The 4,697-nt window shown below is 72.6% G+C and carries 6 protein-coding genes; 3 read left to right on the forward strand and 3 right to left on the reverse strand.

Features of this window, described 5'->3' with window-relative positions; genetic code table 11:
- Positions 1 to 252 precede the first annotated feature (252 nt).
- Positions 253 to 2,130 carry an ABC transporter ATP-binding protein gene (locus tag QM641_RS12565; protein WP_415116997.1) on the reverse strand — a complete coding sequence of 626 codons (1,878 nt, stop codon included), beginning with the start codon at positions 2,128 to 2,130 and terminating at the stop codon, positions 253 to 255.
- A 26-nt stretch (positions 2,131 to 2,156) separates the two neighbouring features.
- Entirely contained in the window at positions 2,157 to 2,420 is a 264-nt protein-coding gene (locus QM641_RS12570; RefSeq protein WP_415116999.1) for an AsnC family protein, read from the reverse strand.
- 148 nt (positions 2,421 to 2,568) lie between these two features.
- Between QM641_RS12570 and QM641_RS12575 the strand changes: the two genes are divergently transcribed.
- The 3 genes from QM641_RS12575 to QM641_RS12585 all read left to right on the forward strand — a co-directional run bounded on the left by QM641_RS12575 (position 2,569) and on the right by QM641_RS12585 (position 4,434).
- The gene (locus QM641_RS12575; RefSeq protein ID WP_415117001.1) at positions 2,569 to 2,865 is read left to right on the forward strand and encodes a FitA-like ribbon-helix-helix domain-containing protein; all 297 of its coding nucleotides are present in this window, start codon (positions 2,569 to 2,571) and stop codon (positions 2,863 to 2,865) included.
- Positions 2,862 to 3,236 carry a type II toxin-antitoxin system VapC family toxin gene (locus tag QM641_RS12580; protein ID WP_415117003.1) on the forward strand — a complete coding sequence of 125 codons (375 nt, stop codon included), beginning with the start codon at positions 2,862 to 2,864 and terminating at the stop codon, positions 3,234 to 3,236. The genes QM641_RS12575 and QM641_RS12580 overlap by 4 nt, the downstream gene beginning before the upstream one ends.
- A gap of 307 nt (positions 3,237 to 3,543) precedes the next feature.
- Positions 3,544 to 4,434, forward strand: a complete 891-nt coding sequence (locus QM641_RS12585; protein ID WP_415117005.1) for a phospholipase — start codon at positions 3,544 to 3,546, stop codon at positions 4,432 to 4,434.
- A 60-nt stretch (positions 4,435 to 4,494) separates the two neighbouring features.
- On the opposite strand, the gene QM641_RS12590 is transcribed toward QM641_RS12585, so the two are convergent.
- The coding region (locus tag QM641_RS12590; RefSeq protein ID WP_415117006.1) for a hypothetical protein at positions 4,495 to 4,697 on the reverse strand (203 nt) is incomplete at its 5' end.

The following is a 4,697-nucleotide window of genomic DNA, read 5'->3' on the forward strand; positions in this document are numbered from 1 at the left end:
CGCGCCCCCGCCGGCGCCCGCGCCCCCCGCCGCGCCCCTGCCCCGCCCCCTACCCAATCCCGCGAGACTTCACTGGTGCACCGAGACTGCATGCCCAGCGTGCATTCTCGGTGCACGGATGGAGTCTCGCGGGCGGATGGGGCGGGCCGGGCCGGGCGGGCGGACGGAGCGCGGGCGGACGGGGCCGGGGCGGACGGGCGGACCGGACCGGGGCAGGGGGCGGGGACGGGGCCCGAGGCGGGCGACGGACAGTCAGGCCAGGAGCTGGTGCCGCGCGAGCTCGCGGTAGAGCGGGACGGATGCCACGAGCTCGGCGTGCGTGCCCTGGCCCACCACGCGACCGCGGTCGAGCACGACGATGAGGTCGCTGTCGACCACGGTGGACAGCCGGTGCGCGATGACCACGAGCGTGCGCCCTGCGGCGACCGCATCGATCGCCTCGCGCATGCGCTGCTCGTTGAGCCCGTCCAGCGACGAGGTCGACTCGTCGAGCAGCAGGATCGGGGGAGCGGCCAGCAGCGCCCGCGCGATCGCGAGGCGCTGGCGCTCGCCGCCGGAGAGCATGACGCCGGCCTCGCCGACCTGGGCCTGGAGCCCCAGCGGGCTGCGTTCGAGCACCTCGCCGAGGTTCACCGCGCGCAGCACGCGTTCGCAGTCCGCGTCGGATGCCTCGGGCGAGGCCAGTCGCAGGTTGTCGGCGATCGAGCCGGCCAGGGTCGGGGCATCCTGCTCGACGTATCCCAGGCGCGCACGCAGGTCGCGCCGGTGGAGCGCCCGGGCGTCGACGCCGTCGACCAGCACCGCGCCCGAGGTCGGGTCGTAGAAGCGCTCGACGAGGGCGAGCGCGGTGGACTTGCCGGCGCCGGAGGGGCCCACGAGCGCGACGCGCGCACCGCGCGGCACCCGGAACGAGACGCCGCGCAGCACCTCGCCGTCGTGCTCGGGGAGCTCGATCGCGGTGGTGTCGACCCGTGCATCGGCAAGGAGGGCGACCGCCTCGGTCTCGGAACGGCGGCGCGCGGCGACGACCGGGTCGGGGTAGGCGAAGTGCACGTCGCGGAACTCGATCGCGCAGGTGCCGGTGGGCGGTGGGCAGGCGAGGGCTGCGGCGATGTCGGCATCCGCCTGCGTCTCGGTGGGAAGGTCCAGCACCTCCTGAATGCGTCCCAGCGCGCCCAGCGCCTGGTTCACCGAGGTGATCGCGCCGAAGAACGACGCGAGCGGCTGCACGAGGAAGAAGAGGAACATCACGAACGTCACGAGGCTCGCGATCGAGATGGCGCCGGATGCCACGCGGAACCCGCCCACGCCCAGCACGACCAGCAGCGACAGCTGCAGCGCGATGCCGGCCACCGGCACGACGAGCGCCGACGCCTTGGCCACCCGTACCCCCGCCTCGAACGCCTCTCGCGCCTCCGCCGTGACCGCCTCCTGCTCGCGCTCGGCAGCCCCGGCGGCGCGGATCGTGCGGATCGACCCGATCGCCCGCTCCGTGCCTGCGGCGAGGGCGCCGACCTTCTGCTGCTGCACCGCGGTCGCGCGTCGGATCCGTCCGCTGAGCACGCCCACCACCGCGACCGACGCGCCGATCACGACGAGGATCAGCACGAGAAGCAGCGGGTCGATCACGAGCATGGCGACGACGGCCCCGACGAAGATCAGGACGTTGCCGACCGAGTCGGCGAGCCCCTGGGTGAGCACCGCGTAGAGCAGGGTCGTGTCCGTCCCCACACGCGAGACGAGGTCGCCGGTGCGGCGGGCGTCGTACTCCGGCATGGGCAGGTGCAGCAGTCGTGCGATGAGCCGGCGGCGGCTGGAGAACACGACCGCGGTGCCGGTGCGCTGGAGCAGGTAGTGCTGGCATCCGCTGACGAGCGAGGATGCGACCACGAGCGCGACGAGCACCCAGACCAGGCCGCCCAGGGCGTCGCCGCCCTGCACGCGCTCGATGACGCGGCCGACGACGAGGGGCTGGGCGAGCGTCGCGGCCGCCCCGACGATGCTCAGCACCGCCACGATGCCGAGCACGCGCTTGTGCTCGGCGAGGTAGGGGAGCAGCTGCCGCAGGCTCGCGCGCGGGCCGTCGTCGGCGCGCGGGCGGCGCGGTCGTCGGGCGGGTCGGGCGGGCATGGCGGCACCTCGTTCGTGCGCGGGGGTCACTGTCGACCGTACTTCTTGTGCGCGGCCTGCCGGGTCACGCCCAGCGCTGCGGCGATCGCCTGCCACGAGTAGCCGAGGTTGCGCGCCCGGCGCACCTGCACCTCCTCGGCGCGCGACAGCTCGCGCCGCACGCCGGCGAGTCGGTGCAGCTCGGCGATCGGCTCGCCCTCTCCCGCCGCCCCCACGAGCGTGCCGACGGCATGGTCGCCCATGCGATCTCCGTTCCGGATGCCGCCGGTCACGGCATCCGCGTCAACCATAATTGACGTTTCGGTCGGTGTCAACCAGGATTGACGCCGATCGTCGAGTTCGTTCGGCTAACTCCACGGTCGACGAATCGCGCGAGTTATCCCCAATCTCCGGATTCCACGCATGCGGGCCGCATGTGACACTGGGAGTATGAGTCGCATGATCCAGGTTCGAAACGTCCCCGACGACATCCATGCCCGACTCAAGGAGCGGGCCGCGGCCGAACATCTGTCGCTGTCGGACTACCTCAATCGCGAGCTCGCCCAGCTCGTCCGGTACCGCAGCAACGCGGAGATCGTCGCCGCGTTCCGCGCACGCGGGCTCCGGTTGAGCCGAGAGCAGATCCTCGACGCCGTGCACGAGGAGCGCGACCACCGTGACGCGCAGCTCTTCGACCGGCTCCGTGACTCGGGTCCGTCCCGCGGCGAGTCGCTCTCCGGCGAGGGTCTGCGATGACCGGAGTCGTGCTCGATGCCTCCGTCGTGATCGACGTATTCGTCGGGGATGCGCCATGGCAGGAGTGGGAGGTCTGTCACTCTCACGCCGGCCTCGATCTCGAGGTCCTGTCGGTGCTGCGCAGGAACGTGCTGCGGGGCGAGCTGCCCGCGCACGGCGCGCGGGAGATCCTCGACTCCTTCCGCGAGCTCGACATCGAGCGGCACCCGCTCTCCCGGCTGCTCCCGCGGGCCTGGGCGATGCGGCACGACATCTCCGGCTACGACGCCGGGTACGTCGCACTGGCCGAGTCGCTCGGCGTGCCGCTGGTCACACTCGACAGGCGGCTGGCGGCGACGGCGAGCCGCTACTGCGACGTGATCGTGCCGTAGCAACGGGCCGATCGCGCATAGCGACCGCCCACCGGACGGTCAGGGCTTTCGGATGAACCGTCCAGAGTCGGCCGTTAGCGTGGGCCCAGCCCATCGGCGAGGTCGACCCGGAGATACCCGAACTGCTCCCGTCCTCGCTCACGGTGCCGCCTGCGTGCGGGATCGAGGGCGTCCGGTCTCCGCCGCTGTGGGGCCGGAGCACAGCCTGTGCCGAGACATCCGCGTTCTCCCAGATGCGCGGATGCCTGCCCGTGTACCCCCGCACGTGCAGCACTCGGTGCGGGGAAGCGCCCACCATCGGAGTTCTGTGACCTTCTCCCGCTCTGTCCTTGCCCGTCCCGCCCTCGCGCTCGCGCTTACGGTCCCCCTGCTCGCCGGCGTCGCCGCCGCCGCGGCTCCCCCTTCCGCCGCGGCGGTCGGCACGAGCAGTGTCTCGGCCAGCGAGGTCACCCCCGCCGCCTTCGCGGCGCGCGAGGTGTCGATCGACGCGACGCTCGGAAAGGGCGCGATGCGGGCGCACATCGACGAGCGGGCCGCCGCGGCCCTGCGCGAGGCCCGGCTGACGGTCGCCGCGACGCAGGGCAAGGTCTCGGGCACCGAGCTGTCCGCCGCGATCGACGCGCTGTCGGGGTTCGCCGACAAGCCCGCCGAGCAGGTCGACATGCTCGCCGACGCGCTGGAGCGCGAGACCGACCGCGTGCAGGAGCAGGCCGTGGGCGTCGAGCTCACCACGTCGGTGCGCGGCATCGTCGGCGACCTCGATCAGATCGGCACCCAGGCACAGGCGACCGCCGCAGCCCAGGCGCAGGCGATCGCCGAGGCCGAGGCGCGCGCCGCCGCAGAGGCCGCCGCCGCGGCAGCCCGCGCCCAGATGCTCGCCCAGGTCAACACCCCCGACGGCGCGCGTGCCTATGCCCGCGACCTGGCCGCCTCGCAGTACGGCTGGGGCGACGGCGAGTTCCAGTGCCTGGACTCGCTGTGGAACAAGGAGTCGGGCTGGAACTACCTGGCCTATAACGACAGCAGTGGGGCCACCGGCATCCCTCAGGCGCTCCCCGGCAGCAAGATGGCCACGTTCGGCGACGACTGGCAGACCAACGCGGCGACCCAGATCGCGTGGGGGCTCGACTACATCGCGAACGTGTACGGCTCGCCGTGCTCGGCGTGGGGCCACTCGCAGTCGACGAACTGGTACTGATCCGCACGCGCGCGAAGGGCCCGGGCCTCACGGTCCGGGCCCTTCGTCATGCGCGGTGCGTCAGGGCGCAAGCTCCTCGACGGTCAGGGTCAACGGCAGGTCGTCGCCCTCGTCGGAGGGTACGTGGCGGTACGTCGCACCGGGCGTTCCTGCCGCTCCGGAGGACAGCTCGTACATTCCCGCCGACCCCCGGTGAACGGGCGCGGCCGGGGCGGTGTGCTGAAGCGTTATGACGTTGTGATGAGCTATGTCTTCCCTTGGGT

This window comes from Microbacterium sp., from assembly GCF_047605725.1.
GTDB lineage: Bacteria > Actinomycetota > Actinomycetes > Actinomycetales > Microbacteriaceae > Microbacterium.